The following is a 25,478-nucleotide window of genomic DNA, read 5'->3' as shown; positions in this document are numbered from 1 at the left end:
ATTCCCCTGGAGCGTGATCGTTTAAGAGGCGAGCGTTATCGCGAATTGCGAATCGAAGGATGCCGCCGCCGCCAGATCCATATCATGCGGAGAGTGTCAGCCGGCCGCGCATTGCCGCCCTGCGCAACGACAAAAGACACCCGGTTTGGATGCCCGATTTCATTGTGCCGAAACAGGCCATGGGAAAATTTGCGACCGCAGTCGATTCCGCCCGATGCGGGGCTGTGATACCCTCCCGGTGCACCGCTCGGACGTGTGCGGGACGAGCAGCTAAGGAAAGCCACGCCGGAAAGCGACCATGACCAAGCGCGCAGTCAGAATTGCCTGGGTAGGCGTCGGCCTCTGCCTCGTGATCGGCGCCATCGCGGGGATGGTGACCTTGTTCGGTCCGCCCGATCAGCCGTGGAACCGGGGCCTGCGCGAGCTCTCGACCCTAATGGATGTGGCGGCCCTGCTGTTCTGGATCGCCATCTTCGCCATCTACTGGTCGAGGAAGCAGCGCCGCGGCGACTGATGTCGTTCCGGATCGTTGTCTGTAGTCCGTCCGCGGATCGGAGCGAGCTCAGATATCCAGATCGGTTGCGAAGGCGGCTCGCTCCTGGATGAAGCGGAAGCGGGCTTCGGGCTTCGAGCCCATCAGCGCGTTGACGGCATCCGCGATGACGCTGCGGTCGCCGTCGCCGATCTCGACCTTGAGCAGCGTGCGCCGCTTCGGGTCCATCGTCGTTTCCTTGAGTTGCTGCGCGTTCATCTCACCGAGGCCCTTGAAGCGGTTGATCTCGACCTTGGCGTTGGCGGCAAACTCGCGCTTCAGGATCTCGTCACGCTGCTCCACGGTCGTCGCATAGAACGATTTCGCCCCGTGCGTCAGCTTGAACAGCGGCGGCACCGCCAGGTAGAGGTGCCCGTTCTCGATCAGCTCCGGCATCTCCTGGTAGAAGAAGGTGATGAGCAGCGAGGCGATGTGCGCGCCGTCCACGTCGGCATCCGTCATCACCACCACGCGCTCATAACGCAGGTCGTCGTCGCGGTACTTCGTTCCCGTGCCGACGCCGAGCGCCTGGATGAGATCCGATAGCAGCTGGTTTTGCGCCAGCTTCGCCGAGGACGCGTTGGCCACGTTGAGGATCTTGCCACGCAGCGGCAGCACCGCCTGGGTTTCGCGGTCGCGCGCGCTCTTGGCCGAGCCGCCGGCCGAATCGCCCTCGACGATGAAGATCTCGGTGCCACCCGCCTGCTGGATGGTGCAGTCCGCGAGCTTGCCGGGAAGGCGCAGCTTGCGCGTTGCGGATTGTCGCCCGATCTCCTTTTCGCGCCGGCGCTTTAGGCGCTCCTCGGCCTGGTCGATACTCCAGTCGAGGAGGCGCGTCGCCTGCTGCGGGCTGTCGGCGAGCCAGTGGTCGAAGGCGTCCTTCACCGTTTGCTCGACGATGCGGTGAGCCTCGTGTGTGGCGAGCTTGTCCTTGGTCTGGCCCTGGAACTCCGGCTCGCGGATAAAGACCGAGAGCATGGCCGCCGCCGTGCCCATGACGTCCTCGGCGGTGATCTGGGCCGCCTTGCGGTTGCCCACACGCTCGCCGAACTCGCGCAGGCTTTTGGCGAGCGCGGAGCGGAAGCCGTTCTCGTGTGTGCCGCCTTCAGCGGTCGGGATCGTATTGCAGTAGGAGCGGCAGAACCCGTCGGCGTCGGAGACCCAGGCCACCGCCCATTCGACGGAGCCGTGCTTGCCCTCGCGCGCAACGTTGCCGGCAAAGATGTCTTTCGAAACGAGCGTCTGCCCCTCGATCTCGGAGGCAAGAAAGTCCTTGAGCCCGCCCGGGAAGTGGAACACCGCTTCTGCCGGCGTATCGTCCTTGATGAGCGAGGGGTCGACGCTCCAGCGGATCTCGACGCCGCCGAAGAGATAAGCCTTGGAGCGCGCCATCTTGTAGAGCCGCGCCGGCTTGAACTGCACGCCCTTGCCGAAGATCATCTCGTCAGGGCGGAAGCGCACGCGGGTGCCGCGCCGATTCATTACCGGCCCGAGCTTCTCGAGCTTGGTCTGCGGCGCGCCGCGTGAAAAGACCATGCGATAGAGCTGCTGGCCGCGCGCCACCTCCACTTCGCAGACGTCCGACAGCGCGTTGACGACGGAGACGCCGACGCCGTGCAGGCCGCCCGAGGTGTTATAGGCCTTGCCCTCGAATTTGCCGCCCGCGTGCAGCGTGCACATGATGACTTCGAGCGCGCTCTTGTTCTTGAACTTGGGATGCGGATCGACGGGAATGCCGCGGCCGTTGTCGGTCACGGAGAGGAACCCGTCCGCTTCGAGCCGCACGTCGATCCAGTCCGCGTGCCCCGCTACCGCCTCGTCCATGGCGTTGTCGATCACCTCGGCGAACAGGTGGTGCAGCGCCTTCTCGTCCGTGCCGCCGATGTACATGCCGGGTCGCCGCCGCACCGGCTCGAGGCCTTCGAGGACCTCGATGTCGGCTGCGGTGTAAGCGTCGGACGCATCGCTGATTTTGCGGGCGCGGCTGGTCTTTTCGGTCATGCTCTGCGTAAGGCTTGAGAAGAGATCGCGGATCGGATCGGCCATGCGCGTCGTTCCTTGCCTTCGGAGGCGTGGCCCGGCGCGCAACGCGGGACAGATGCGAGCGGCGGGCCCGAATCCATGGAGTGTCGTGTGGGCCGAGAGGTGGCACGGCCCGCGGTGGATTGGCAAGTCGGGCGTGCGGAGGCGTCACATCCGCCGGAATCCATCCGCCGGTACGCCGCGCCGACCAGGCTGCGCCGAATCGCCGCCCGGCTTCCGCAAGGGCATGCGGGGCATTTCTTTTGTTGTTATCAGCGCGGGCCGCCCTCCGGCCTGCCGTATCCGAGGTCATCCGGACCATGCAAAGGCAAACCGACCGCGCTCCCGCGCCGCGCCCCTCGGGACTTTCGTCCCTGGCCGGCGACGCACGCTTCCTGATGCTGCTGCCGGGCCTCTTCTGGGCCGGAAACGCCATCGTGGCGCGCAGCGTCACCGGTGAGGTGCCGCCCATCGCGCTCGCCTTCTGGCGCTGGACGCTCGCCGCGATTCTCATCGCACCGCTCGCCTGGCCGCACCTTCGCCGCGACGTCCCGAGGATGATCGAGCGCTGGCCGATCATGCTGCTCCTGACGGCCATCGGTATCAGCATCTTCAATACGTTCCTCTACATTGCGGCGCACACGACGACGGCCATCAACATCGTTATGTTGCAGACGGCGATGCCGATCGTCGTCGTGCTGGCGACTTTCCTGATCTTTCGCGAAACGGTCACAGGCCGCCAGGCCGCCGGCATCGCGGCGTCGTTCGCCGGCACGCTGACCTTGATCTCGCATGGCGACCCCGCGGTCCTGCTCGGCCTCGATTTCCAGCGAGGCGATCTTTGGATGCTAGCCGCCGTGGTGTGCTACGCCGCGTACACGGCGCTTCTCCGCCTGCGGCCGGCCGTGCACGGCTTCAGCTTCGCCTTTGCGACCTTCGTCGGCGGCGCCGTGCTGCTGCTGCCGTTCTACGTCGGCGAATCGATCCTGGTGGCCCCGATGCCGGTCTCGGCGGAATCGCTGGCGGCGGTCGGCTACGTCGCCGTGTTCGCGTCCATCCTCGCCTATATTGCGTTCAACCGCACGGTGGAGCTCGTCGGCGCCAACACGGCGGGGATGACGGTGCACCTGATTCCGGTGTTCGGCATCGCGCTGGCCGTGCTCATTCTCGGCGAGCGTCTTTACGCCTACCACGGTGTTGGCATTGTGCTCATCGCGCTCGGCCTCTGGCTCGCGACGCGCAAGCCCGCGCCGGGCTAGCTGAAAGCACAGACAACCCTTCCAAGAGCGTCAGCACGCGACGTTGTCGATCAGCCGCGTTTTTCCAAGCCATGCGGCGGCCAGCACGCGCCCGGCCCGCCCCGACGCGGGCTCGAATGGCTCCAGCGTCTCTGCATCGCGGACCTCAAGGTAGTCGACCTTCGTGAAGCCGGCCGTGATCAGCGCCTCCGCCGCTTCGTGCGGATCGCGCCCGCGCGCCACCTCGCAGATCGCCTTGTAGAGCATAGGCGCGACATAGCGCTCGTCGTCGCTGAGGTAGGCGTTGCGCGAGGAGAGGGCGAGGCCGTCCTCTTCCCGTACGGTTGGCACACCCTGGATGGCGACCGGCAGCGCCAGATCGCGCACCATCTGCCGGATGACGGCAAGCTGCTGGAAGTCCTTCTCGCCAAAGAGCGCCACATGCGGCGTCGCCGCCGCCAGGAGCTTGCAGACAATCGTCGCCACGCCGCCGAAATGGTCCGGTCGATAGACGCCCTCGAGCGGCAGCGCCGCCCCTCCCGGCACGATCCGTGTCGCAAATCCGTCCGGGTAGATTTCCGAAACCGGGGGCGCCCAGACGAGATGCGCTCCGGCCCCCGCGAGTTTCGCGATGTCGCCGGTCTCGTCGCGAGGGTAGCGCGCGAGATCTTCATTCGGGGCGAACTGCGTGGGGTTGACGAAGATCGACACCGCGACGCGGTCGGTCGTCCCGAGGGCGGCGCCGATGAGTGCGATATGCCCAGCGTGCAGCGCGCCCATGGTGGGCACCAGCGAGATCGTCTCTCCCGCCGCCCGCCAGGTCCCGATCGCGGCCCGCAACTCGCTGATTGTCCGAACGATCTCCACGCGCCGCCCTCGTCTTTCGCAATCGATGACCATGTTGAAGGATTGCGCGGCAAGTGAGGCAGCGCTGCCGCCGGCGTCAAGAGGGGTGCGCCGGCTCGCTGCCCGCGTCCTTCCGGCCTGGCGGCGCGAAGCCGTTGCGAGGCCCATGTGCAGCCCCGCGCCCTATGCTACGGTGCAAACGCCCGGAGAATCAGCTCTGCTCCCGTCGAGAAAAGGGAACGGCATGGTTGCGCTGAGTAATTCCGAGATCGCCCGCACCGGGGCGGGCGTGCGCGGGCTGCCCCCGCGTGACGAGATCGCCGCACATCATCTGGCCGACGAGACGCGCCTGGTCGGCGGCCTCATCGAGCGCGCCGTCATTACGGACGAGGAGCGTCGGCGCACGGCGGAGCTTGCCCGCAAGCTTGTCGAGACGGTCCGCGTCAGTCGCGCGAGCCAGGGCGGCATCGATGCCTTCATGCACGAGTATGGTCTCTCGAGCGAGGAAGGCGTCATTCTGATGTGCCTCGCCGAGGCTCTGCTGCGCATTCCCGATGCCGAGACGGCGGACCGTTTCATCGCCGAGAAGATCGCGGGCGGCCAGTGGGAGCGCCATCGCGGCCATTCCGACAGCCTGCTGGTCAACGCGTCCACCTGGGGGCTGATGCTCACGGGGCGGCTGGTCAAGCTCGGCGAGACGCGCGGCGCCAATCCGTGGAATGCGCTGAAGCGCCTCGCGGCCCGCTCGGGCGAGCCCTTCATCCGCCAGGCCGTGCGCCAGGCCGTCCGCCTACTTGGCGACCAGTTCGTGCTCGGGCGCTCGATCCGAGATGCCATAGCCCGCTCGGCGCCTTATGAAGCGCGCGGCTTCCGCTTCTCGTACGACATGCTGGGCGAGGCGGCGAAGACGGAGAAGGACGCACACCGCTACTTCGAGCGCTACATGGCCGCCGTCGAAGCGGTGGGCCAAGCCGCTGGCCCGAACCCTCTGTCGCATCCGGATTCGCTGCTTGCCCGCCCGAGCATCTCGGTCAAGCTCTCGGCACTCCATTCGCGCTATGAGCCCGGCAAGGAGGACCGCCTCGCGGTCGAGCTTTATCCGCGCCTTCTCGAACTCCTGCGCGCGGCTGAGGCGCGGGGCCTCGCCGTGACGCTCGATGCGGAGGAGCAGGACCGGCACGATCTCCTGCTGGACCTCTTCGCCCGCGCCTATCTGGATCCCGCGCTCGAGCACTGGACCGGCCTCGGCATCGCGGTGCAGGCCTACGGCAAGCGCGCCATCCCGACGATCCGCTGGCTGCGCCGCCTCGCCGAAGAGGGTGGTAAGCGCATCCCGCTGCGTCTTGTGAAAGGCGCTTACTGGGATAGCGAGATCAAATGGGCGCAGGAGCGGGGTCTCGCCGATTATCCGGTGCTGACGCGCAAGCTCCACACGGATGTTTCGTATCTCGCGTGCATGCGCCTCATCCTCTCGGACGCGCGCGCCTTCTATCCGCAGATCGCAACCCACAACGCACACACGATCGCCTCCGCCATCGTCGCCTCCGGAGACATCGCGTTCGAGTTCCAGCGCCTGCATGGGATGGGGGAGGCGCTCTACGAGGAGGTCTCGGCGCCCGGCAAGATGCACCGCCCCTGCCGCATCTATGCGCCGGTCGGCGAGCACGAGGATCTCTTGTCCTATCTCGTGCGCCGCCTGCTCGAGAACGGGGCCAACACGTCGTTCGTCAACCGCCTGGCCGATGATGAAGCACCCGTCGCGCAGATCGTCCGCGATCCCGTCGAGGCGGCCGAGCGCGAGCGCGACGCACCCCCCGCCGTGCGGCCGCTGCCTCGCCCGCGCGACATCTTCTGGCCGGAGCGCAAGAACTCATCCGGCGTCGCGCTGACGGACCGCACCGAGCGGGCAGCTCTGATCGCCCGCATGGACGAGGCGATCCGAACGCAGCCGTTCGATGCGGGTCCGATCGTGGACGGCACGGAAACTATGGGCGGGCCGCAGGCGGCGCTCGTTTTCTGCCCGCATGACCGCCACGAGCGGCTCGGCACGGTCCGTATCGCGACGCCCCGCGAGGTCGATGCCGCCATCCTGAGTGCCGAGCGCGCCGCCCACGGCTGGGACAGGCTCGGTGGCCCCGCGCGCGCCAGGATCCTGGACTTCGCGGCCGACCTCGTGGAGCAGGATCGCGCCCGGCTGATGGCCGTGCTCGTGCGCGAATCCGGCAAGACGCTGCCTGCGGCGCTCGCCGAGGTGCGCGAGGCGGCGGATCTCCTCCGCTATTACGCTGTCGAGGCGCGCCGTCTGATGAGCGCGCCCGTTTTCCTCAAGGGGCCGACTGGCGAGACCAACACGCTCGACCTGCGCGGGCGCGGGCCGTTCGCCTGCATCGCGCCGTGGAACTTCCCGCTCGCCATCTTCGTCGGGCAGATTGCGGCCGCCCTTGCCGCGGGGAACCCGGTGCTCGCCAAACCCGCGGAGCAGACGCCGATAACGGCCATGCTCGCGGTGCGCCTCCTGCACCAGGCCGGCGTGCCGGCCGATGTGCTGCATCTTCTGCCGGGCCCTGGCGCCGTCGGCGCAGCGCTCGTCAAGTCGCCGAAGGTCAAGGGCGTGGCTTTCACCGGCGGCAACGAAGCGGCCTGGTCCATCCAGAAGGCGCTGGCCGACCGCCGCGCTGACATGGTGCCGCTGATCGCTGAGACCGGCGGTCTCAACGCCATGATCGCCGATAGCAGTGCGCTGCCCGAGCAGGTGGTGCGCGATGCCGTGCGCTCGGCTTTCGACAGCGCGGGCCAGCGCTGCTCCGCCCTGCGCGTTCTCTTCGTGCAGGAGGAGATCGCGACGCGCACCCTGCGCATGCTCACCGGCGCCATCGAGACGCTCGATATCGGCGATCCGTTCGATTATGCGACCGACATCGGCCCGGTGATCGACGAGGCGGCCCAGGATGCGCTCGAGGCGCACAAGGTCCGTATGCAGCGCGAGGCGCGCGAGCTGATCGACCTCAGGCTTCCGGCCCACTGCCGCGCCGGAACCTACGTGACACCGGCCTGCTACGAGATCGACCGCATCGGCGTGCTCGAGCGGGAGGTGTTCGGCCCCATCCTGCATGTCGTTCGCTTCGCGGGCGGCCATCTGCCGAAGGTGGTGGAGGCAATCAACGCCACGGGTTACGGCCTGACGCTCGGCGTGCACAGCCGCGTGGGCTACGTGGCGGACTACGTCGCCGAGCACGCACGCGTCGGCAACCTCTACGTCAATCGAAACCAGATCGGCGCCGTGCCGGGCGTGCAGCCCTTCGGCGGCGAGGGCCTGTCGGGCACCGGCCCCAAGGCGGGCGGTCCGAATTATCTCGCGCGCTTCGCGACCGAGCGCGTGCGCACGGCCGATATCACAGCGACCGGCGGCAATGTTGCGCTCCTGACCGAAGGCATGCCCGGCGCGGACTGAGTGCGGGATCGCTCCTGCCGCCCGCTCTCAGGACGTTGCCGCCACCGCCTCCGCGCGCCATGTTAGGCGTGGAGGAGACCGATGGCCCGCAAGACCAAGACCGATGAGATCGAAAAGGCGAAAACGCCGGCCGCAGGAACGCGCTCCGGCCGTACGCCGGCGGCGGCTTCGTCAAGCGCCGAGGTCGCCGACTTCCTCGCCAGGATAAAGGCGCTGGCCCCCGTCACGGGAGTCGCCCGCGGCCGCCTGCTGTTCGCCATGGACGCCACCATGAGCCGTGCGCCGACGTGGGACATGGCACTGGCGCTGCAATCCGAGATGTTCCGCGCCGTAAAGGAGATCGGCTCGCTGGAGGTGCAGCTCATGTACTTCCGCGGCGCGGGCGAGGCACGGGCCTCCAAGTGGGTGAGGAACGCCGATGCGCTCGCCGCCCTCATGCGTCAGGTCGCCTGCCACGGCGGCTTTACGCAGATCGGCAAGGTCCTGTCGCACGCACGCCGCGAGGCGGAGAAGGAGAAAATCAGCGCACTTGTTTATGTGGGAGACGCGGTCGAGGAACCGATTGACGAGCTTGCAGGGCGCGCCGGAGAGCTGGCGTTGCTCGGAGTGCCTGCGTTTCTTTTCCAGGAGGGCGACGATCCGAACGCGGCCCGCGCCTTCAAGGAGATCGCGCGCCTGACCAAGGGTGCGCACTGCCGCTTCGGGCCGGGCTCCGCGGCCGAGCTGCGCGAGCTTCTGACCGCGGTGGCCGTCTATGCGGCCGGCGGGCGCAAGGCGCTCGAGGCGCTGCTCCCGAAGCCGGGCGGGGCAGGGGCCAAGCGTCTTCTTGGCCAGATGCGCCGCTGAGCCTACGATGGCTGTTCCGACTGCTTCGTAAACGTGAGCGTGAGTGTGTGGGCACGAATGCCGGCTTTGATCGCTATCTTCGTTTCGCAGTTTCCGGCATAGCGGTTTGTGGTGGGCCTTCCGCTCGCATTTGGCACGGCTCGTACGGATCCCGGCCGTCCATGCGACGCTTGCCTCCGCCAGGGCCGCCAGAATGACGTTTCCTCGTGGGCCGGTTGCCGCGAGATCTCCGTCATTCCGAAGGCCGGAACCCACGCAAGTGTCCGCGCATGCGCCCTGTGGCGAGTGAGGCAGCGGCAGCCGGACTGTAACGGGATCAGAGAGTGACGCGCTGATGCAGTTTTTTATCCTTGGTCTCGCCGCACTGGTGCTGGCCCTGTTTCTGATCTCGGGCTTCACGCGTGCCAACCCGGCTGCCATGGCTCGCCAAGTCCGCTTGGCCGGCGGCGCGCTCGCGCTTGCGGCGGCGGCCGTCTTTCTTCTGCGCGGGGCGAGTGGACCGGCGACGCTGCTTGGCATGCTGGGCGCCTGGCTGCTCGGCTGGGGCGGCATGTCTGCGGCCCGGCCCTCGCGCAAGTCTCCCGGCCAAAGCTCGACTGTCACCACCGAGCATCTTGCGATGGAGCTGGATCACGATAGCGGCGTCATGTCGGGGCGAGTGCTCAAGGGCATGTTCGCCGGCCGCGATCTCGATTCTCTGAAGCCCGCGGAGGTGGCGCTCCTCTGGCATGACTGCCGCTTCATCGACCCGCAATCGGCGCAGTTGCTCGAAGCCTATCTCGACCACATCCATCCTTCGTGGCGCGACGACGTCTCCCGCGGCGAGCGCGAGATGCGCGACGGCGACGGCCGCATGACACCCGAGGAGGCCTACGACATCCTCGGTCTCACTCCCGGCGCCAGCGATGAGGAGATCCGCCGCGCGCACCGTGATCTGATGCTGAAGCTGCATCCCGACCGCGGCGGCTCCACCTATCTGGCGGCACAGGTCAACGAGGCCAAGGACGTGCTGCTCGACCGGCGCTAGCGCGTGGACGGCACTGATGCCCTCGGAGTGGCTCACGGCGCTCATTCCTCCCCCCTTGTGGGGGAGGCTAGGAGGGGGGATTCCAGGCCATCTATTGTCAGGCCTCCCGGCCCTGCCCACGTCCATGCGGAGCGTGATTTTGCCATGATGAAGAGGGATCCGCGTTTCAGCGTGGTCCGAATCCCGTGAGCGCTGCAGCAACATCTACGCTCAATAAAAAAAAGCCGTTCCGCGTTTGTTATAAACCGCGGCGGCTTTTGAATTCCGAAAACGTTCGGGATGCGAGCCGGAGGGCTCGCATCCCGAGTTCAGAGCGTCAATCCGATCGGGAGAAGGTAGAAGACGCTTAGAACTTTATGACTGCGCCGGTCATGAACATATCGATGTCCTTGAAGTCCACCTTCACGCCATCGGCATTCGTCGCGTCGGCTTCAACGTTGCGATAGATTGCGTAAAGCTTCATGGCTGCAGCGTCGATATCCTGCATCACGCCGATCGAGTAGACGTCGAGGTTCGAGCTGGCGATCTCGGCGGCAGGACCGACCCCATCACTGAGGGTGCGGAAGGTGGCACCGCCATCGTGGCTGTAGTACTGGCCGAAGATCGTGGTCTTGCCCAGCGACGTCCACGTCTGCTGGATGCCGGCTTCGAGGGCCCAGAACTCATGGCGATCGTCAGCATCGGCACCGAGATCGTGGGTGAACTTGATCTGGTCATCCTCCGAGTAACCGGCGGCGAAATTCACGTAGAGGCCAGTCGCCACGTGCATGGCACTCACCGAGCCGCCGAGCTGGCTGCAACCCGCCTTCGGCACCGTAGCAGAGGCCAGGCTCGTCGAGTGACACTCGAAGCCCATGCCGCTGGTGGTCTCGTCGCTCGATTCGCCATAGGCGATGCCCGCCGCCATCTTGAGGCCGGCAAACTCGCCCTTGTAGCGCAGCCCGATCTCCCAGGTGTCATCGGCGCCCCAACTCGCGGTGCCGATAAAGCCGAACAGTTCCGGGGTATCGTAGCGAACGAGGTCGTAACGACGGCCCTCGCCGGGCTGGTTGCCGCTGCCGTTGCGGATCAAGCGACGAATGGAGTTGCCCGACCGCGAGCCATCGGGACGGAGCAGGATGAGATCGCCACCCATGTCCTCGACGTCCGAGTACTTGGCGACGTCACCCGTACCGGCGACGTTGATCTCGGTGATGCTCTCGGCGGCACCGCCCGTCAGGCCGACCCACACGCGGCCGAGCCGCCTGCTGTCAATGTACCAGGTCGAGTGGCGTAGGTCGAAACCGAGGCTGTCGGCCGGCCCGGTCGGGTTGTCCTGATTGAAGCGCTTCGAATTGGCGCTGCGAACGCCGACCTCGAGCAGGTAGCCAGCCTTCCACTCGTCGTTGATCTTGGCCTCGCCCTTGAAGCGGAAGCGCGTGCGCGATGCGTCGTTCGTATAGACGCCGACGTTCGATTCCACGCCGTCGTCCCAGAAGAGCACGGCTTCGTTGACCTGGCCCGAAACCTCGAGCTTCACCTTGCGGTTGCCCTTCCGCGCCGTGGTGGCCTCGAGCTCCGCAATGCGCTCTTCGAGATCCGCACAGCAGTCGCCTCCGAGATCGGCGGCCTGGGCCGATAAACTTCCACTTAGCAGAACACCCGACGCCGCAAGCAGCGCCAGCCGTCCTACCGACATCCGAAAACCCCCAAACATGCCGAGTTCCTCTCGCTTTCGCTCCGCCACGCAACGGCACGAGCCTCAGTGTTGACTCCCCACTCAACGGTCCCGAGAAGCCCGGTCGATCAGGCCGCCCCCGCCGTGGACGCCGCGAGATAAGCGAGAGACGTTTCGGCGGTAAATATCGAAAACACTCTATGACAGTTTTGCTATGCATTCCCCGTGATAAAGCCGCAACGAATATTGAGATGTCGGCCGATCAACTTGGTTTTCATGAAGCTTTTATGACATTATGACAGGCGCAATACTCACATTGTGGGTCTTTTGAATGGAAGTCCGGCGTTCGTTGCCGGAACGGCGCCGATATGCGAATCTCGGCCCGCAATTGTGAGGTGCTATGAAGCCCCAAAAATTCACGGCCGCCGTCGTTGGCGGCGGGCCAGCCGGCATTGCGTCTGCCCTTGCGCTCGGACGAGCAGGTCTCGATGTCGTGCTCGCCGCTCCGCCGCACCGCCCCTTGGGGCTGGCGTCGGATACACGCACGGCGGCGCTGTTCGCCGGCTCCATCGAGCTGCTCAAGAACGTAGGTGCATGGGAGGCACTCGCGCCCGACAGCGCGCCGATCGAGGCGATTCGTATCGTCGATGACACAGGCGGTCTCCTGCGCGCGCCCGAGGTGGTTTTCACCGCCTCCGAGGTGGGGCGAGATGCGTTCGGCTGGAATGTGCCGAACGACCGCCTCGTCGCGGCGCTCCGCGCTGCCGCTGCCGCGCCTGAAAGTCGGGTCAGCCTGCATGAGACGGCGGGTATCGCAAAGGTCGAGATCGGCAACACGGCCGCAAGGCTCACAAGCCAAGAGGAGGCCGAGTTCGAAGCGCGCCTCGTCGTCGGCGCGGACGGCCGGAACTCGATCTGCCGGGCCGCGGCCGGAATTGGCACACGATCCTGGCGCTACGAGCAGGCGGCGCTCATCGCCACGTTCCACCATGGGCGGCCGCACCATGGCATTTCGACGGAGTTCCATCGCCCCGCCGGCCCCTTTACGACTGTGCCTTTGCCAGGGCTCTGCTCGAGCCTCGTCTGGGTCGAGCGCCCGGAGGAAGCGCGCCGTCTCCTCGCACTCGATGAAGTAGCGTTCCGACGTACGCTTGAAGAGCGGCTGCAGGGACTGCTCGGCGGAATCGGGGAAATCGGTTCGCGGGCCATGTTTCCGCTCTCGGGGCTTACGGCCGAGACATTTGGCCGGAGCCGCGTGGCCCTGGTCGGCGAGGCGGGACACGTCATCCCTCCCATCGGTGCGCAGGGCCTGAACCTCGGCTTGCGCGATGCCGCCACGCTCGCCGATTGCGTCGCTGCGGCTTTGGCGGAAGGGCATGATCCGGGCGGTGCCGAGACGCTAGATGCCTACAGCCGCCGCCGCCGCCCCGACGTGGCCGCCCGCGTTGCGACAGTGGACGTGCTCAACCGTTCGCTCCTGTCCGGCTTTTTGCCCGTGCATCTGGCCCGCGGACTTGGCCTCGTAGCGCTCAAGTCTTTCGGCCCCTTGCGCCGCCTCGCCGTGCAGGAGGGCCTGCAGCCGTCCAGCGACGTGCCCGCATTGCTGATGCCCGATGGTGCGCGTCTTCTTGCTGAGCGGGCCAGGGCGGGGCGTAAGGGCAACGCCGCTTGACGGGGCGCGCCGCAATTGGCATCGGCACCCGACGCAACCCGCTCCCTCGTGCCCTCTTCCAGGAACGTGATGTCCGCTCCTCGCATTAGCTTCGTCCGCGATCTCCAATTCCGCATTGAATATGGGCTCCTGCGCGCCATTGCCGGACTCGTCCGGCTTCTGCCGCTCGAGACGGCGACGGCGCTCTCGGCCCGCGCCTGGCGCAGGCTCGCGCCGAAGCTCAATCCCAAGCGTCACGCCCGCGCGCTTGCCAACCTCGCCATCGCCTTCCCGGAGAAATCGGAGGCCGAGCGGCTCGAGATCTGCATGGCTCACTGGGAAAACCTCGGCCGCGTCATGGCCGAGACCATGCAGATCGACCGGCTGATCCAGGATCCCTCACGCATCCGCATCGTGTCGGATCGCCTTTTCGGGCGTTACAAGAACAAGCTCGGCCCGGCCATCGGTGTCTCCCTGCATCTCGGCAACTGGGAGCTCGCTATCTGGCCCTTCATTGAGGCGCAGGCCAATCCGGCCGCGGTCTACCGTTCTGTCAATAATCCCTACATCGACCGTTATCTCCGATGGCAGCGCCGCGACCTCTATCCGGGCGGCCTCTTCGGGCGGGGCAGGGTCGAGGGCGAGCACGGCGATGACCAGAAGACAGCGCGCATTCTGACCGATTTCGTACGCCGGGGCGGCCGGCTCGGGCTCGTGTGCGATCTCTATGACCGCACGGGCCTTCCGGTGCCGTTCTTTGGCCAGGACGCCAAGACGCAGGCCATCGGCGCCATGATCGCGCGCCGCGTCGGCAGCCGCATCTGGATGTCGTGCTGTAAGCGCGTCGGCACGTCGAGCCGCTTCGAGATCGAGATCAAGGAATTGCGCGTGCCCCGCACCCGCAATGTCGGCGAGGATGTCCGCTGGATCATGGCGGAGATGCAAAAGCAGTTTGAGGAGTGGGTGCGCGAAGCCCCCGAGCAGTGGATGTGGAGCAACCGCCGCTGGAGCTGATGCTTCGCGGGAGTGGCTGATCCGTCGTGCCGCGTGCTGACGGAACATGGGACGGAAAGCCTACAGCGTGCCCTCATGCCAACCGGCCCGCCTTTGCCCCGCCCCAAACGCGTGGGAGTCTTCCCTCCATGGCCTCAAAGGTCCGCCTTTCGCACTTGCTTTAATCGGAAATTAAGATCCCCCGTTTACATACTGTTAACTGCGGGATTGCTTTCTGGTCGCGCTGGTTCTTCCGGTGGCTCCTGCCGTCTCAGGTTTTTCTCGGTGAGTTGCGTCGAATGGGTATGCGTCGTGGTGCGGGTACGGCTGCGGGAAGTCGCCGCCGCGTGGTCAGAGATGGGTCTCTGCCCCGAAATCGGATCCTGGTGGGAGACTGCATCGACGAGCTCCGCCGGCTGCCGGATCGAAGCGTCGATCTCGTCTTCGCGGATCCCCCCTACAACTTGCAGCTCTCGACCGAGCTTCTTCGCCCCAACAACACGCGTGTCGACGGCGTGGACGATGCCTGGGACAAGTTCTCATCCTTCGAGGAGTACGACCGTTTCACGCGCGGCTGGCTCGCCGAATGCCACCGCGTGCTGAAGCCCGATGGCGCGCTCTGGGTGATCGGCTCCTATCACAACGTCTTCCGCCTCGGCGCGGCGCTCCAGGACCAGGGCTTCTGGATCCTGAACGACGTCATCTGGCGCAAGGTGAACCCAATGCCGAACTTCCGCGGCCGCCGCTTCACCAATGCCCACGAGACGCTGATCTGGGCCGCGCGCGACCAGAAGTCCCGCTACACGTTCAACTATGAGAGCCTGAAGGCGTCCAACGACGATCTTCAGATGCGCTCCGACTGGCTGTTCCCGATCTGCTCGGGGCCCGAGCGCCTGAAGGACGATGGCGGCCGCAAGGCGCACCCGACGCAGAAGCCGGAAGCGCTGCTCCACCGCGTTCTGCTGGGCACGACGAACCCCGGCGACACCGTGCTCGACCCATTCTTCGGAACCGGCACGACGGGGGCCGTTGCACAGCGTCTTGGCCGCAACTGGATCGGGATCGAGCGCGATCCGGATTACGTCAAGGCCGCAGAGGAGCGCATCGCTAAGGTGAAGCCGCTCTCGGGCTCGGCGCTCGAGACGCAGCCTTCGAAGCGGGCCGAGCCGCGTGTTCCCTTCGGGACGCTTGTCGAGTTGGGCATCCTGCGTCCTGGCGCGCCCCTTTACGACGAGCGGCGCAGCATCAAGGCCGAGGTGAAGGCCGACGGCACCCTCGCGGTGCCTGGCAGCCGCGGCTCGATCCACCGCTTGGGCGCCGCCGTGCAGGGAAAGTCGGCGTGCAACGGCTGGACGTTCTGGCACTACGAGCGCGGTGGCGTGCTGCATCCGATCGACAAGCTGCGCGAGCGCGCCAAGGCGGAGCTTGGCCTCTCCAGCAAGCAGGTCACGCCGCTCATCGCCGCGGAATGACAGCCCATCTGCTGAGATCCTGATGGAACGGGGCGCATCATGCGCCCCTTTTCATGCCGGCCTCCCGGCAATCCCAGATAATCATCAGTATTAATCATTCATTAGACCCTCACGGCCGATGGTCTATTGGCTCGTTAAAAAACATCATGTTCTGCGTCGCGTGTTCAGCCCAACTCGAGGGAGGAGACGTCATGCGGACGCTCTTCGCATCCAGCCTGCTCATTTTCGCGCTAACGCAATCGGCTGCCGATAGGGCGCTCGCCGATCCCCATGACTGGAGCGGCTTTTACGTCGGCGCTCATCTCGGCAAATCCCGGGGCGAGACCGGAAACTCCTGGCGTAACATGACGCCTTGGGAGGCCGATGGAGACATCTCCTATGACAGCGTATCCGGTGGCCTGCATGTGGGGCATCTTTGGCAGCACGGCGCGTTGGCGTTCGGCATCGAGGGTGATTTCAGCTGGGCGTCGCTCAAGGGAGACGACAGCCAGTTCGCGGGTCTGGTAAATGCGATTGAGATCGACCATCTCGCCACCATCCGGGGGCGCCTTGGCTTCGCAAGCGGCCGGTCCTTGATCTACGCGACCGGCGGCGTCGCGTTTAGCGAGCTGGACAAAAAGGATCTCTCGCTGGGCAATTCCGTATCCAACGATCTCGTAGGATGGACGGTCGGGGGCGGCTACGAGCACGCGCTGTGGGGCGGATGGCGCGCGCGCGCCGAGTACCAGTACATCGATTTCGGGAGCACCGTGTCCGCGCTTGTGTATGAGCATCGCGCGGACGACCTCACCATCCATTCCGTACGCGGGGGCGTGAGCTACGGCTTTTGATGCATCTCGGAGCAGCAGCCTGAAAACCTTGCGCGGGCATCCTCAATGTTCGCGCAACGCATGCGCGATCGCCTTCTTCATGACGGACGGCAGCGCCGCGCTCTGAAGATCGTGCCGCGGAACCCATCGGCACCGTTCCGGGCTCGCCCAGAACGTGAGGCTCACATCCGTCGGCACGATGGCGCGGAACAATTGAAGCTCGAGACGGAAGTGCGTGAACGTGTGGCTGACGGCGCCCGGCACAGGCCACCAGTCGGCGCGCACGGGCTGCGCCACCAGCGCCTGGTCCACCGGCATCCAGTCGTCGCCCCATTCGGTTGACGGAACCTCCAGCATGCCGCCGAGCAGACCTGCTTCGGGACGTTTGCGCAGCAGCACCTGCCCGTCCTCGCTGAGCGCCAGGAATGCGAAGCCATAGCGCACCGGCCTATCCGGCTTCACCGGCTTGACGGGAAGCTGTTCCGCGATGCCGAGCGCATGGGCGTGGCAATCCTGCTGCAGCGGGCACACAAGGCATGACGGCCGTTTCGGTGAGCACACGGCGGCGCCGAGATCCATCATCGCCTGAGCGAAATCGCCTGGGCGCCGCGCCGGCGTAAGCGTTGCGGCCAGCCGTTTGATCTCGCGCTTGGCGCCGGGAAGCGGGCGCTGGCAGGCAAACAGCCGCGCCACGACCCGCTCGATGTTGCCATCGACCGGCGTCGCGGGTTCGCCGAACGCGATAGCGGCGATGGCGGCCGCGGTATAGGGGCCGATGCCCGGCAGGCGCCCGAGCTCGGCTTCGGTGCGCGGAAACCGCCCGCCATGCTCCGAAACGACAATCTGCGCGCACTTATGGAGATTGCGCGCACGCGAGTAATAGCCGAGCCCGGCCCACGCCGAGAGCACCTCCTCGAGATCCGCCGCGGCGAGCGCGCCGACGGTCGGCCAGCGCGCGAGGAAGCGCTCGTAATAGGGGATGACCGCCTTGACCGTTGTCTGCTGCAGCATGATCTCGCTGAGCCAGACCTTATAGGCGTCCGCCCGCCGGCCGCGCCGTGCGCGCCAGGGCAGGTCGCGCCGCTCGCGATCGTACCAGTCGAGCAGCGCCGCCACGGTATCCGGCCCCGCCGGCCGCAGCGGCAGTTGCTTGCGCGCAACAGTTCTTGCCGTGTCCCCCATCGAAGTCCCGCTCTCCGTTCGAAGACGACGCGAATCACATCCCTCATGCTAGGGAGATGCAACACCCCTGCCTATGACAGCGAGGCTGCGTGACGCTGAAACGCACAGAAATCGTTCGTAAAACGCCGCTGCCGCACCCGGCGCGCCGGCATCTCGTTCTGCCGCGCGCCCATGCGCCGTTCGCGGCGCCTCCAACGGCCCGTTTCGTGCCCGTCAAGACCGTCGGTAGCTTTGTGCCGCAGCTCACCCGCAAGGCGTTCGAAAAGTTCGGTTTCTCCACCGCGACGTTGGTCACCGATTGGGCGCGCATCGCCGGCGCGGAGCTGGCCGATTATACCGTGCCCGACAAGCTCAGATGGCCGCGCCGGCTTGAGGCTGGCTTCGAGGACGAGGGAGAACGCCGCGGCGCCACGCTGATCCTGCGCGTCGATCCCGCAAGGGCGCTCGACGTCGAGTATCGGACGCGGCAGATCATGGAGCGCATCAACAGCTACTTTGGCTATCGCGCCGTCGAGGCCATACGCCTGGTGCAGGCTCCCATGGCCTCGGCTGGGGGAACGGCAGGCCCGGGGGCGCGTGAGGATCTGGCTCGGATGGCCGGGCGGGCGGCCACTCAGCGTACGGCAAGCCACCCGCCACTGACCTTTTCTCCCAAGGAAGCCGCGGGTACGCCTGCGCCCACGTCCGACGAGGCCCTCCTTGCCGCTCTCGCTCGCCTCGAGCAGGGTGTGCGCCGCCGGAGCCGCCCGGCCTGATCCGGTTGGGCCCGGTCCACAGGATGGCGGGGCATTCAATTGGCGTTCAGCCTGGATTTGCCTTAATCGGAGGCTGGCCCCGTGCTATCAGCCGGACGCAAAGGGACCGCGCCAAGTAAACGCGCGCCGAACCAGGAGTGGAACGAATGAACGAGACGAGCCAGCTCGACCGCCGACAGGCCCTGGTGGCCGGAGCCCTCTTCACCGGGCTGGCGCTCACGGGTTCGGCGCCGGCCTTTGCGCAGCGCCGGCAAGGTCCCACCGAGATCCCTCTCGACGAGCTGTTGAAGCCGAGCGGCCTGCCGGAGCTGACCATGGGTCCGGAGGATGCGAAGGTGACTGTCGTCGAATACGCTTCGATGACGTGCGGCCACTGCATGGTCTTCCAGACGAAGATCTTCCCGGAATTCAAGAAGAAGTACATCGACACCGGCAAGGTGCGTTACATCTTCCGCGAGTTCCCGCTGGATGCCCGCGCTTTCGCCGCCTCCATGCTGGCCCGCTGCGCCGGCTCGCCTGAGAAGTCATTCGCCCTCATCGATGCGCTCTTCGAAAGGCAGGAGGACTGGGCCTTCGTGAAGGATAACCCGACGCCCAAGCTGTTCGAGATCGCCAAGCAGGCAGGCTTCACGCAAGAGAGCTTCGACAAGTGCCTGACCGATCAGAAGCTGCTCGATGAGCTGACAGCCGTCCACACGCGGGCAAGCGAGACGTTCGGCGTCAATGCCACGCCGAGCTTCTTCATCAACGGCAAGCGGCTTCAGGCGGCTCCCGTGATGGAGGAGTTCGAGAAGGTGATCGACCCTCTTCTGAGCCAGGGATGACCGAGCGGCCGCAAACGGAGACCGGAAGGCCTGAGGCATCCGCTAGGATGCTGCGGGGCCTGTCCGCGGCTCTGGCCCTCGGTCTTGCTCTCTGCGGCTGCTCCGGCAGCGATCCCTCCGGCCTGCCGAATCTCTCGGCGGCTGGCGCGGCCACATCTGCAGATGCAGCCTCCGCGGGCAGCGCATTTCCCGACGCGCCGGGAGAGGCCAGCGCTGGCGGCACGGCTTTCAACCCGTTCGATGCCATGCCGGATTCGAGCCGTGGCGGCCGCCAGGTGATCGCCGATCCCACGGTTGCGGACGTCATGGAGACCGGCTCGCTCTCCGAGATGACGCTGGGCTCGCCCCTGGCCCCCGTCACCATCGTGCAGTACGCGTCGCTCACGTGCCCTCATTGCCGTGTCTTCCATCGCGAGACGTTCCCCGAGTTCAAGCGCGCCTATATCGATACCGGCAAGGTGCGCTTCATCATGCGCGAGTTCCCGATCGGCAAGCAGTCCGGCAACGCCACCATCGCGCTCCGCTGCGCGCCGCCGGACAAGTATTTCGAGCTCTACGGAAAATTCATGGAGCAGCAGGCCGCCTGGGTGTCCCAGGAGGTACGCCTGGATCCCATCTATGCTGTGGCAAAGCAGGTGGGGATGACCCGGCCCCAGTTCGATTCCTGCCTTAAGAATCAGGCCATGATCGACGGCTTGAAATGGGTCAAGGATCGCGGACGCACGCTCGGCATCATCGGAACGCCTAATTTCTTCGTTCAAGGCAAGCTCGTGAAGAAGACGCTCGCCATGAGCGATATTCGCGAAATGGTCGATCCGCTGCTCTCATCGCCGCGGGCAGCGTCCGTCGCACCTTAGAGGGCTTCTGGCCCCCGAGTCCGGAGCCGGGCGCGCAGTCGGCGACAAGGGTGATCCTGCGATCGCTGCGCGCCGCCTTATATGACCGTCTCGTATGAGGAGCCGTCCCACATAGGAGTGATGAAAGCGGAGAGCCCCTTGCCCGGGGCCGGGGAGGGAAGCGCCGCGCGAGCCGCTCGAAACGTGTTGAGGATAGACGCACGACATGAAGATCAGCCGCTTGAGGCTTCTTGGTTTCAAGTCCTTCGTCGAGCCGACCGATCTTGTGGTCGAGTCGGGCCTCACGGGAGTCGTCGGTCCCAACGGTTGCGGCAAGTCCAACCTGCTGGAAGCGATCCGCTGGGTCATGGGCGAGACCTCACACAAGTCCATGCGCGCATCCGCCATGGATGATGTGATCTTCTCCGGCACCACCACGCGGCCCGCGCGCAACGTCGCCGAGGTGACGATCTTCCTCGACAACTCGGCGCGCCAGGCGCCGACGGAATGGAACGACAGCGACCAGATCGAGATCACGCGGCGCATCGAGCGCGAGGCGGGATCCGCCTACCGCATCAATGGCCGCGAGGCACGCGCCCGCGACGTCAAGATCCTGTTCGAGGACGCGGCGACGGGCGCCCGCTCCCCGGCGCTCGTCCGCCAGGGACAGATCGCGGAGATCGTCAACGCCAAGCCCGAGCAGCGCCGCCGCGTGCTGGAGGACGCCGCCGGCATCGCGGGCCTTCACAGCCGCCGCCATGAAGCGGAGCTGCGCCTCAGGGGTGCTGAGAGCAATCTTGCCCGCTTGGCCGACATCATGGGCCAGCTCGGAAGCCAGATCGAGAGCCTCAAGCGCCAGGCGCGCCAGGCCCGTCGCTACAAGGATCTCTCCGGGGAGATCCACCGCGCCGAAGCGCTTCTCGCCCACCTTTCCTGGATGGAGGCCAAGGCCCTCGTCGAGACCGAGGAGCGCAACTTCGCCGAAACGCTCGCCGCGCTCGGACATGCCACGGAGCACGAGGCAAAGGCTCTGCGCGAGGAAGCGGAGCTTGCCGAGACGATCCAGCCGCTGCGCGACAGCGAGACCGAGCGCGCCGCAGCTCTCGCCCGCATCCGCATCGAGACCGAAGGCCTCGCCAAAGAGGCCGAGCGGTGCAGCGAACGGCGCCAGGAGCTCGTGAAGCTCGCGGGCGAGCTCGAGAAGGACATCGCCCGCGAGGCGCGCCAGATCTCCGAGGCCAAGGAGATTCTCGCGGGCTTCGATGTCGAGACCGAGGCTCTGGAGGCGGCCGAAGCCGAGGCTGACGCCGCCGAGGATCACATCCACGCGGCCGAGGAGGACGCGGCCGCCGTTCTGGAGGAAGCCGAGAAGGAGCTGGCGATCGTCACGGAGCGCGCCGCCGAATCCCGGGCACGCCGCAAATCGCTCGAGACGGCCGAAGCCGAGCGCCATGGCATGATCAGGCGCATCGACGAAAAGCTCGCCGCCCTCGAGCGCGACGCGCAAGCGGCTGCGGCCGGCGCCCCCGATTCGCTCAAGCTCGCCGCCATCACCGAGAAGGGCCAGACGCTCGCGCGCGAGATCTCCGCCATCGAGGCGGCGACGCTCGATGCTGAAGCCAGGCTTGGCGATCTCACCGAGGCGGCGCGCCTCGCGAGCGACGAGGCCCAGACGGCCCGCATGGCGCTCTCGAAGCTCGTCACCGAGCGCGAGACGCTGTCGAAGCTCGTAATGCCGGCTTACGAGGACGGCATGCCGCCGGTCGTCGAGCAGCTTCGCGTGGCGCCAGGCTACGAAGCGGCCCTCGTCGCCGCCCTCGGCGACGATCTCGACGCGCCGACCCATGAGGATGCGCCCGTACGCTGGCGCACCATCGAGGTGAGCCCTGAGGATGCGCCGCTCCCTGCCGACGCCGAGCCCTTGAGCTTGCACGTCGGCGCGCCGCCCGAGCTGTTGCGCGGCCTGCGCCAGATCGGCGTCGTGCCACGCGAGCTGGGCGCCGGGCTTCAGCCCCATCTGAAGCAGGGCCAGCGCCTCGTCAGCCGTGAGGGCGACCTTTGGCGGTGGGATGGCTTCATCGCCGTCGCCGGAGGCATGACGCCCGCCGCTCAGCGCCTCGCCGAGCGCAACCGTCTCGCCGATATGTTCGAGCGCGAGAAGGTCCAGCGCGAGGAGGTGCAGCGCCTCACGGCTCTCGATCAGGAGGCGACCGCCGCGCACACGGCCGCCGCCGCCGAGGAAAAGCGCCTGCGCGCCCTCTGGCGCGACACGCAAGCCAATCTCGCCGCCACGCGCGATGCGCTGGCCACCATCGAGCGCCAGGCCCGAGAGACGGAAGCCAGGCTCGCCTCCGTCGCGGAAGCGCGCGAGCGTGCCGAGGCCGACCGCCGCGAGGCTCAGGCCGGCCTCGACCATATCGAGGACGAGCTGGCGCGCCTTGACGCCGAGGAGGATCCCGCCGCCCGCCTTCCCGAGGTGCAGAAGGCGGCCCAGGACCGGCGCACGGCACTGGCCGTCGCCCAGGCGCGCGTTGCCACGCATCAGCGCGAGCGCGAAGCCCGGAAGCGCCGCTCAGAGCACATTGCCGCCGAGCGCGGCCGGTGGGTCACGCGCAGCGAGAGCGCGGCCCACCACATCGCCGCCCTCGAGGAGCGCCTGGCCAAGGCCAAGAGCGACGTCGCGGCCCTGGAAGAGGTGATCCCGGCCCTTGAGGACCGCCGCCAGAGTCTCCTCGGCGCGCTCACCGATGCCGAGGCGGCGCGCAACGCCGCCGCTGACGATCTCGCGCGCGCCGACACCGCGCTGCGCGCCGCCAGCCAGGCCCTGCGCGAGGCGCAGGCCGCGGTGGTCTCTGCGCGCGAATCCCGCGTGCGCATCGAGACGCGCCTTGAAGGCGCCCGCACCCGCCGCCAGGAGGAGGCGCGCCGCATCCGCGAGGCGCTGAACGCGAGCCCCGACGAGTGCCTTGCCCTCGCCGGCCTGACCTCCGCCGATGAGATTCCTTCCCTTGCCGACGCCGATCGCGCCCTACAGCGGCTCAAGGCCGATCGCGAGCGCTTGGGCGGCGTTAACCTGCAGGCCGACGATGAACTGAACGCGCTTCTCGAGCAGATGAGCGGCATGGAGACCGAGCGCGAGGACGTGGAGCAGGCCATCGCCAAGCTGCGCGGCGCCATCGGGCAGCTGAACCGCGAGGGTAAGAAGCGGCTCGATGAGGCGTTCGACATCGTCAACGGTCACTTCCAGCGCCTGTTCACGACGCTGTTCGGCGGTGGCGAGGCCCGCCTCGAGATGATCGCGGGCGAGGATCCGCTCGAATCGGGCCTTGAGATCATCGCCAAGCCTCCCGGCAAGAAGCCGGTCACACTCTCGCTGCTGTCCGGCGGCGAGCAGACGCTGACGGCGCTGTCGCTGATCTTCGCGGTGTTCCTCACCAATCCCTCGCCGATTTGTGTGCTGGACGAGGTAGATGCGCCGCTCGATGATGCCAACGTCGATCGTTTCTGCACGCTGATGGAGAAGATGGCGGAGGAGACGGCGACGCGCTTCCTCGTGATCACGCATCATCCGATGACGATGATGCGCATGAACCGGCTGTTCGGCGTCACCATGGCGGAGAAGGGCGTCTCCCAACTCGTCTCCGTCGACCTCGAGACCGCCAAGTCCTTCCGCGAGGCGGGCTGAGAGGCCGCGTGACTCGAGGCTCTCCCCGCCAGGCGCCCGGTATGCAGCCCAAGTCTCCGGGAGAGCCGTTGGACACGGGTGCTCGCGTCTATACTCCTGTTTCGGATCCTTCCCTGGTGACAGAGGTTTTCCAGCCTGCGCGGTTTCGCCATACCCTCGCGGAGCTTGCAAAAATGTGGCCTTTGCTTGACACCGCGAAGCCTCCGGGTATGGTGCGCGCCGTTAGTATTCCGGCCGTTTCAGCCTGTAGGTCTGGTTCGGGTAGGGGAAGCCATGTCGGCGTCGAGCGATGACGAAAATCCGGCACGCGGCGAGCTTTCTCCCGAAGACCGCGAGGCATTCCGCAAACGCGCGTCCGATTTGGGAGCACGGCTCGACAAGGTCCGCGGCGTAGCCCGGGCCAGGGAGCCTTCCGGACCGGATGTGCGCGTGCGGGGCGCGGCCATGGGACAGGCGATGAAAATCGCCGTCGAACTCGTCGTCGGCATTGCCGTGGGCGGGTTCATCGGCAAGGTGCTGGACGATCAGTTCGGAACCGCGCCGTGGCTGATGATCGTGTTCCTGATGCTCGGCTTCGCGGCCGGCCTCCTGAACATCGTGCGCACGGCCCGGCGCCTCCAAGCAGAGGCAGAACCCCTGCAGCGGAGCGCGAAAGCGGTTGTGGACGATGAAGACGACGTGACGTAGGGGGCGAAGGTGGCTGGAGCAGCGGAAGTGGCAGGGCACGCGGCAGAGTCCCACGGACCCATGCATCAATTCGAGATCGAGCGTATCGTTCCGCTCGAGCTCTTCGGCTTTGACGTATCCTTCACCAACGCCTCGCTGTTCATGGTGCTGGCGGTGGCCCTCATCTCCGGCTTCCTGATCTACGCTATGTCGGGCCGCGCGCTGGTTCCCGGGCGCATGCAGTCCGTTGCGGAAAGCCTCTACGAGTTCATCGCCAATCTCGTGCGCGAGAGCCTCGGCGAAGAGGGGATGCGCTATTTCCCGTGGATCTTCACGATCTTCGTGTTCATCCTGGTGCTCAATCTGCTGGGGTTGATCCCGGGCTCCTTCACGGTCACGAGCCATATCATCGTCACGTTCGCGCTCGCCGCCATGGTGTGGATCATGGCGACGCTGATCGGCTTTGCGCGTCATGGCTTCGGCTATCTCAAGCTCTTCGTGCCGGCGGGCGTGCCCATGTGGCTGATGCCCCTCATCGTGCCGATCGAGCTTGTTTCTTATCTCATTCGTCCGGTTAGCCTTTCGGTGCGTCTGTTCGCCAACATGATGGCGGGCCACACGATGCTGAAGGTCTTCGCCAGCTTCGCCGTGAGCCTTCCGTTCGTGGCCAAGGCGTTCCCGGTTCTGTTCACCGCGGCCTTCACCGGCCTCGAAGTCCTCGTCGCGCTTCTGCAGGCGTTCATCTTCACGGTTCTGACCTGCATCTACCTCAACGACGCGGTTCATATGCACAACTAGAAATCGTCCTCGAGCCCATCCGCCAAGAACGGTAGACCGGGTGAGAGTGCGCCGTATTCAGTTCTGAGCCACTTGAAAAACTAGGAGACACTCATGGATCCCCAGGCAGCAAAGTTCATCGGCGCCGGCCTCGCCTGCTTCGCGCTCATCGGCGCCGGCATCGGCATCGGCAACATCTTCGGCAACTA

At 66.4% G+C, this 25,478-nt stretch carries 19 protein-coding genes and 1 pseudogene; 16 read left to right on the top strand and 4 right to left on the bottom strand.

All coding sequences use genetic code 11. The features are described 5' to 3' along the window. Nucleotides 1-298 precede the first annotated feature (298 nt). Nucleotides 299-514 carry a hypothetical protein gene (locus V7P99_RS07725; protein ID WP_333794221.1) on the top strand — a complete coding sequence of 72 codons (216 nt, stop codon included), beginning with the start codon at nt 299-301 and terminating at the stop codon, nt 512-514. A gap of 48 nt (nt 515-562) precedes the next feature. Here V7P99_RS07725 and parE read toward each other — a convergent pair whose 3' ends face one another. Beyond that, nucleotides 563-2,578 carry a DNA topoisomerase IV subunit B gene (gene parE, locus V7P99_RS07720; protein ID WP_442909886.1) on the bottom strand — a complete coding sequence of 672 codons (2,016 nt, stop codon included), beginning with the start codon at nt 2,576-2,578 and terminating at the stop codon, nt 563-565. A 296-nt stretch (nt 2,579-2,874) separates the two neighbouring features. On the opposite strand from parE, the gene V7P99_RS07715 reads away from it, so the two are divergent. Then, entirely contained in the window at nt 2,875-3,813 is a 939-nt protein-coding gene (locus V7P99_RS07715; protein ID WP_333794220.1) for a DMT family transporter, read from the top strand. Nucleotides 3,814-3,843: 30 nt separating this feature from the next. Here V7P99_RS07715 and panC read toward each other — a convergent pair whose 3' ends face one another. Beyond that, complete coding sequence (gene panC / locus V7P99_RS07710) at nt 3,844-4,692, bottom strand: pantoate--beta-alanine ligase (protein ID WP_333794259.1); 849 nt, start codon at nt 4,690-4,692, stop codon at nt 3,844-3,846. A 190-nt stretch (nt 4,693-4,882) separates the two neighbouring features. Here panC and putA point away from each other — a divergent pair, with 190 nt between their 5' ends. From putA to V7P99_RS07695, 3 genes are all read left to right on the top strand, one after another. Continuing rightward, nucleotides 4,883-8,089, top strand: coding sequence for a bifunctional proline dehydrogenase/L-glutamate gamma-semialdehyde dehydrogenase PutA (putA, locus tag V7P99_RS07705; RefSeq protein WP_333794219.1), 3,207 nt, complete (start codon nt 4,883-4,885; stop codon nt 8,087-8,089). An 81-nt stretch (nt 8,090-8,170) separates the two neighbouring features. After that, nucleotides 8,171-8,935, top strand: a complete 765-nt coding sequence (locus V7P99_RS07700) for a VWA domain-containing protein (RefSeq protein ID WP_333794218.1) — start codon at nt 8,171-8,173, stop codon at nt 8,933-8,935. A 334-nt stretch (nt 8,936-9,269) separates the two neighbouring features. Continuing rightward, nucleotides 9,270-9,962, top strand: a complete 693-nt coding sequence (locus V7P99_RS07695; RefSeq protein WP_333794217.1) for a DnaJ domain-containing protein — start codon at nt 9,270-9,272, stop codon at nt 9,960-9,962. Between the two features lie 346 nt (nt 9,963-10,308). On the opposite strand, the gene V7P99_RS07690 is transcribed toward V7P99_RS07695, so the two are convergent. Beyond that, nucleotides 10,309-11,640, bottom strand: a complete 1,332-nt coding sequence (locus V7P99_RS07690; RefSeq protein WP_333794216.1) for a porin — start codon at nt 11,638-11,640, stop codon at nt 10,309-10,311. 379 nt (nt 11,641-12,019) lie between these two features. Between V7P99_RS07690 and V7P99_RS07685 the strand changes: the two genes are divergently transcribed. The 4 genes from V7P99_RS07685 (at nt 12,020) to V7P99_RS07670 (ending at nt 16,565) form a co-directional block, all read left to right on the top strand. Further along, nucleotides 12,020-13,291: a UbiH/UbiF family hydroxylase gene (locus tag V7P99_RS07685; RefSeq protein ID WP_333794215.1), complete on the top strand. Its 1,272-nt coding sequence runs from the start codon at nt 12,020-12,022 to the stop codon at nt 13,289-13,291. A 69-nt stretch (nt 13,292-13,360) separates the two neighbouring features. Further along, nucleotides 13,361-14,284, top strand: coding sequence for a lysophospholipid acyltransferase family protein (locus V7P99_RS07680; RefSeq protein ID WP_333794214.1), 924 nt, complete (start codon nt 13,361-13,363; stop codon nt 14,282-14,284). A 365-nt stretch (nt 14,285-14,649) separates the two neighbouring features. After that, nucleotides 14,650-15,735, top strand: a complete 1,086-nt coding sequence (locus tag V7P99_RS07675; protein ID WP_333794213.1) for a site-specific DNA-methyltransferase — start codon at nt 14,650-14,652, stop codon at nt 15,733-15,735. 191 nt (nt 15,736-15,926) lie between these two features. Then, nucleotides 15,927-16,565, top strand: a complete 639-nt coding sequence (locus tag V7P99_RS07670; RefSeq protein ID WP_333794212.1) for an outer membrane protein — start codon at nt 15,927-15,929, stop codon at nt 16,563-16,565. A gap of 42 nt (nt 16,566-16,607) precedes the next feature. On the opposite strand, the gene mutY is transcribed toward V7P99_RS07670, so the two are convergent. Further along, nucleotides 16,608-17,726, bottom strand: a complete 1,119-nt coding sequence (gene mutY, locus V7P99_RS07665) for an A/G-specific adenine glycosylase (protein WP_333794211.1) — start codon at nt 17,724-17,726, stop codon at nt 16,608-16,610. A gap of 89 nt (nt 17,727-17,815) precedes the next feature. Here mutY and V7P99_RS07660 point away from each other — a divergent pair, with 89 nt between their 5' ends. The 7 genes and pseudogenes from V7P99_RS07660 to V7P99_RS07630 form a co-directional block, all read left to right on the top strand. Next, nucleotides 17,816-18,481 carry a DUF721 domain-containing protein gene (locus tag V7P99_RS07660; protein WP_333794210.1) on the top strand — a complete coding sequence of 222 codons (666 nt, stop codon included), beginning with the start codon at nt 17,816-17,818 and terminating at the stop codon, nt 18,479-18,481. Nucleotides 18,482-18,627: 146 nt separating this feature from the next. Further along, complete coding sequence (locus V7P99_RS07655; RefSeq protein ID WP_333794209.1) at nt 18,628-19,305, top strand: DsbA family protein; 678 nt, start codon at nt 18,628-18,630, stop codon at nt 19,303-19,305. 47 nt (nt 19,306-19,352) lie between these two features. After that, complete coding sequence (locus V7P99_RS07650) at nt 19,353-20,162, top strand: DsbA family protein (RefSeq protein ID WP_333794208.1); 810 nt, start codon at nt 19,353-19,355, stop codon at nt 20,160-20,162. Between the two features lie 205 nt (nt 20,163-20,367). After that, on the top strand, nt 20,368-23,826 hold the full coding sequence (gene smc / locus V7P99_RS07645; RefSeq protein WP_333794207.1) for a chromosome segregation protein SMC: 3,459 nt from the start codon (nt 20,368-20,370) through the stop codon (nt 23,824-23,826). 273 nt (nt 23,827-24,099) lie between these two features. After that, nucleotides 24,100-24,513: an AtpZ/AtpI family protein gene (locus tag V7P99_RS07640; RefSeq protein WP_333794206.1), complete on the top strand. Its 414-nt coding sequence runs from the start codon at nt 24,100-24,102 to the stop codon at nt 24,511-24,513. A 60-nt stretch (nt 24,514-24,573) separates the two neighbouring features. Continuing rightward, nucleotides 24,574-25,290: a F0F1 ATP synthase subunit A gene (locus V7P99_RS07635; protein WP_333794205.1), complete on the top strand. Its 717-nt coding sequence runs from the start codon at nt 24,574-24,576 to the stop codon at nt 25,288-25,290. Nucleotides 25,291-25,383: 93 nt separating this feature from the next. After that, nucleotides 25,384-25,478: pseudogene (locus tag V7P99_RS07630) on the top strand (F0F1 ATP synthase subunit C); the annotation flags it as partial.

This window comes from Hyphomicrobium sp. (assembly GCF_036780825.1).
In the GTDB taxonomy this organism is placed as follows: domain Bacteria; phylum Pseudomonadota; class Alphaproteobacteria; order Rhizobiales; family Hyphomicrobiaceae; genus Hyphomicrobium_C.
This window is presented reverse-complemented; position numbering and strand designations above follow the sequence as displayed.

Coding starts and splice junctions, on each gene's coding strand:
- V7P99_RS07725 (WP_333794221.1), top strand. CDS start 299: ATGACCAAGCGCGCAGTCAGAATTGCCTGGGTAGGCGTCGGCCTCTGC.
- parE (WP_442909886.1), bottom strand. CDS start 2,578: ATGGCCGATCCGATCCGCGATCTCTTCTCAAGCCTTACGCAGAGCATG.
- V7P99_RS07715 (WP_333794220.1), top strand. CDS start 2,875: ATGCAAAGGCAAACCGACCGCGCTCCCGCGCCGCGCCCCTCGGGACTT.
- panC (WP_333794259.1), bottom strand. CDS start 4,692: ATGGTCATCGATTGCGAAAGACGAGGGCGGCGCGTGGAGATCGTTCGG.
- putA (WP_333794219.1), top strand. CDS start 4,883: ATGGTTGCGCTGAGTAATTCCGAGATCGCCCGCACCGGGGCGGGCGTG.
- V7P99_RS07700 (WP_333794218.1), top strand. CDS start 8,171: ATGGCCCGCAAGACCAAGACCGATGAGATCGAAAAGGCGAAAACGCCG.
- V7P99_RS07695 (WP_333794217.1), top strand. CDS start 9,270: ATGCAGTTTTTTATCCTTGGTCTCGCCGCACTGGTGCTGGCCCTGTTT.
- V7P99_RS07690 (WP_333794216.1), bottom strand. CDS start 11,640: ATGTCGGTAGGACGGCTGGCGCTGCTTGCGGCGTCGGGTGTTCTGCTA.
- V7P99_RS07685 (WP_333794215.1), top strand. CDS start 12,020: ATGAAGCCCCAAAAATTCACGGCCGCCGTCGTTGGCGGCGGGCCAGCC.
- V7P99_RS07680 (WP_333794214.1), top strand. CDS start 13,361: ATGTCCGCTCCTCGCATTAGCTTCGTCCGCGATCTCCAATTCCGCATT.
- V7P99_RS07670 (WP_333794212.1), top strand. CDS start 15,927: ATGCGGACGCTCTTCGCATCCAGCCTGCTCATTTTCGCGCTAACGCAA.
- mutY (WP_333794211.1), bottom strand. CDS start 17,726: ATGGGGGACACGGCAAGAACTGTTGCGCGCAAGCAACTGCCGCTGCGG.
- V7P99_RS07655 (WP_333794209.1), top strand. CDS start 18,628: ATGAACGAGACGAGCCAGCTCGACCGCCGACAGGCCCTGGTGGCCGGA.
- V7P99_RS07650 (WP_333794208.1), top strand. CDS start 19,353: ATGCTGCGGGGCCTGTCCGCGGCTCTGGCCCTCGGTCTTGCTCTCTGC.
- smc (WP_333794207.1), top strand. CDS start 20,368: ATGAAGATCAGCCGCTTGAGGCTTCTTGGTTTCAAGTCCTTCGTCGAG.
- V7P99_RS07640 (WP_333794206.1), top strand. CDS start 24,100: ATGTCGGCGTCGAGCGATGACGAAAATCCGGCACGCGGCGAGCTTTCT.
- V7P99_RS07635 (WP_333794205.1), top strand. CDS start 24,574: ATGCATCAATTCGAGATCGAGCGTATCGTTCCGCTCGAGCTCTTCGGC.